The sequence below is a fragment of the Chamaesiphon polymorphus CCALA 037 genome (genome assembly GCF_003003845.1).
Lineage (GTDB): Bacteria > Cyanobacteriota > Cyanobacteriia > Cyanobacteriales > Chamaesiphonaceae > Chamaesiphon > Chamaesiphon polymorphus.
The window spans coordinates 1-3,007 of the sequence record NZ_PVWO01000613.1 but is presented as its reverse complement, the minus strand read 5'-3'; the positions used below and the strand labels follow the sequence as shown (position 1 = coordinate 3,007).

Annotated in this window: 4 protein-coding genes; all 4 read left to right on the top strand. The window is 43.4% G+C overall.

Annotated elements, in window-relative coordinates; genetic code table 11:
* The first annotated feature begins 68 nt into the window (after positions 1–68).
* On the top strand, positions 69–440 hold the full coding sequence (locus C7B77_RS27200) for a VOC family protein (RefSeq protein WP_106312405.1): 372 nt from the start codon (positions 69–71) through the stop codon (positions 438–440).
* Between the two features lie 67 nt (positions 441–507).
* The gene (locus tag C7B77_RS27195) at positions 508–1,179 is read left to right on the top strand and encodes a hypothetical protein (protein WP_106312402.1); all 672 of its coding nucleotides are present in this window, start codon (positions 508–510) and stop codon (positions 1,177–1,179) included.
* A gap of 294 nt (positions 1,180–1,473) precedes the next feature.
* Positions 1,474–2,262 (top strand): LamG-like jellyroll fold domain-containing protein, encoded by a 789-nt coding sequence (locus C7B77_RS30515; protein ID WP_106312399.1) that lies wholly within the window; start codon positions 1,474–1,476, stop codon positions 2,260–2,262.
* Positions 2,263–2,798: 536 nt separating this feature from the next.
* A complete protein-coding gene (locus tag C7B77_RS30510; protein WP_181244054.1) occupies positions 2,799–2,954 on the top strand; it encodes a hypothetical protein in 156 nt (51 codons plus the stop codon).
* Positions 2,955–3,007 lie beyond the last annotated feature (53 nt).

Sequence of the window (3,007 nt, the reverse complement as noted above, 5' to 3'; positions counted from 1 at the left end):
AGGAGGAGTAAAAAACACTCCATTACCCATTACCCATTACCCATTACTCATCCACCCATCCACCCTCTATGCTTAAAATTACCAGTTGTATCCATGCTGCAACGATCGTCTCCAATCTCGATCGAGCGATCGCATTTTACAGTGGAGTGTTGGGATTGCAACGGGTCGATCGCAATCTCAATTATCCAGGAGCTTGGTTTCAAATCGGCGATTTTCAGATTCATTTGATCGAGAATGCCGATCGAGCCGATGCTAAGATCGACCTTAATGTATCGACTCGTAACCCCCACATCGCTTTTGCCGTTGGCGATTTGGACGCGGCCAAACAACAGCTCCTTGCAGCTAATTGTGTCGTCAAAATGAGCAATTCTGGCAGAGCCGCACTATTTACTCAAGATCCCGATGGTAATGCGATCGAACTTACTTGGCTCGGTACCTAAACAGCAGATGCCTAAGCTAAAGACTATGATACTGGGTAGCTAGAAGGCAATACGATCGCACTAGTTAATGTCGAATATCGTCACCACTCAAAAGCACTTAACTACCATGAAAGCTCAAGATTTGACGATCGTGCGACTAAAAGCCTCATATTGGTTGACAAATGCGGTAAGTTGTGGTTACAAACTGCGAAATCGATCGATCGCCTGTAGCACCAGTTTAGCTCTGATTTGGGGTTGGGGATGGAGTGTTACTACCTTAGCGCAGTCAAGCTTAACCCCCTCAACACCAGAAATTTGCCAGATCGATCGAGCATCATTAGCTGTTACAGATCGCCAAACTAATCCAAATATTGTTACCGCCGATACAGCATCGCCAAAAGGAATGACCATCCCCAGTTTGTGGTGGACGAGCGAACAATTTCCCGCCAAATTAGTGACAAATTGGGTGGCCGATCGCCGTCAAAATCAAATTTATGTAATAGTTAATACTCAGTACTGGAATATTTTAGATTATATCGATCGCTATCGGACGATCGCCAAATTTGGCCGCGTCGCTTACAGCTATGGGTATAGCCTCAAAATCTGTAATACCCAAAAAATTGCGATCGCCCGCTATACTTGTAACTCTACCGCAGCTCCAGTCGCAGCAACGAATTCAACACCAACAACCGCTCAAAATACTTGCCAAATATGGTTGAATAGTAACGACCAAAATGGCCTAGGCGTTCAAACTCGATAAAGTTTAGTTTTAGAAATCGAAATTTGGCAGGAGTTACGCGTGCCGCTACGTCAACGCGATCGATCGCCGCAGCTTCTTAGTCTTCAACAACTAATATTTAATGATGAAGGTGACTTCGTAGTATTGATTCTCTAGGTAGTTAGTTTTCTGGAAATACTGGGTACTTTAAACATAGGGATAGGGTAGCTAGAGAGTATCAAGATCTACCTCTGATGCTTACCCCGCCACAAAAAAAGTAAGTGCTCTGATTTATCTCTAGTCACACCGCAACAGAAAAATATTACCAGAAACATTATGAATTCTAAACATCTCGCGCTCGGACTTGTATCGATTGGTGCTGCTTTTGCTTGGATGGGAACGGTTCAAGCCGCAATCTTGACTCGTGATTATGATTTAAAAACTAGTTTAGCTGACCTCAATGGTGGTGCGAGCCTAGTAGCTGGCGGTGGTTCTTTGTCTGCTGCTGGTTACTCTTTTGGAGCCAATCAAGGATTGACACTGAGTAATTCGATCAACCCATCTAGCTACTCGATCTTCATCGAATTCAGTTACACCGATCCTAATCTTACTCCTAGTTTTGGCCCCTATAGCAAGATCGTAGATTTCAAAAATCTCACAACCGACAGCGGCTTTTACTACAAAGCTGGTGCCCTAAATTTCTATGATGCAACCAAGAGCGGCAACGCAGCAGACATTGCTACTGGTGTTACTCCAATTGCAGCTAATACTCCTCTAAAATTAGCTCTCACCCGTAATGGTAGCGGTCAAACTACTGCTTATCTCAATGGAGTACAACAATTCTCCTTTGCAGATACTAATGGTGATAGCATCTTCTTCCCACCTGCTAGCAGCATTATTAACTTCTTTAATGATGATGCTGTTACAAGCGTTGAAACTTCTAGTGGATTGATATCTAGAATTTCCATTTATGATGGCGCACTCAGTGCTGCTGATGCGTCAATTCTCACTGGTGGTACAGGGGCAACTGCTGTTCCCGAACCCTTTACTGTCGTTGGCACTTTAATTGGTGGTACCGCAGCACTACGGATGAGAAAGAAACTCAAAGCAACTACTAAAGTTTAGTCTGGTAACTTACCAAAATAGCGATCGCTAGCATAAGTCATCTAGATCTAGCGATCGCTATAGACTTGGTGCAATATATTTACCCGTTCAATGTATGACAATAGCTCGCTCGAAAAGCACTGCCGCTGGTAGTGCTTTTTTGTGCGTAATAGAGAGTAGCCGGACAGTTGGTGATAGGATATTCTCAATCAAAATAACTTACGTCGCAGCAACCGATCGGTTCGTTGGGACTAGTGTGTTGCGGTTGCCTAGCATTTATGGTTACGCGGAAAGAATAGCGGTTTGAGACGTTAGTCCGCCACTAAACAATCCCAGTCTGATGCTAAGTCTCCGGTTGAGAGGCTGCGCTGATGACAGAAACTTAAATAAATCAGATTTATTTATGACAAATAGCGGAGCTATCGACCATAATACGTAATACTAAAGTTGATAGTTTCTAGATACCAAAGTAAATTTATCGATGCCGCCGGAACGCACCAACTTGCATGGTGCGAAAGCACCTAAATGCAGACAATTGACATCAATTTATTAAAAGCATGAAACAACAGGCTTTTCTCAACCGCATCTCCCTGACATCACCAATTTTTTTATTAGTAGTTTTATGCTCGGCAGTTATTGCCATTCACCTTACTCTCGTCTTCAAAATCGGTAGTCCCGATCGACAGATTACTAGTACTGAGCGGCGTAAATAAAGCCAGTATTTCAATCACATAACGGTTTGCCTTTGTAAGTCCACTTAAAAGGC

Coding starts and splice junctions, on each gene's coding strand:
- C7B77_RS27200 (WP_106312405.1), top strand. CDS start 69: ATGCTTAAAATTACCAGTTGTATCCATGCTGCAACGATCGTCTCCAAT.
- C7B77_RS27195 (WP_106312402.1), top strand. CDS start 508: ATGTCGAATATCGTCACCACTCAAAAGCACTTAACTACCATGAAAGCT.
- C7B77_RS30515 (WP_106312399.1), top strand. CDS start 1,474: ATGAATTCTAAACATCTCGCGCTCGGACTTGTATCGATTGGTGCTGCT.
- C7B77_RS30510 (WP_181244054.1), top strand. CDS start 2,799: ATGAAACAACAGGCTTTTCTCAACCGCATCTCCCTGACATCACCAATT.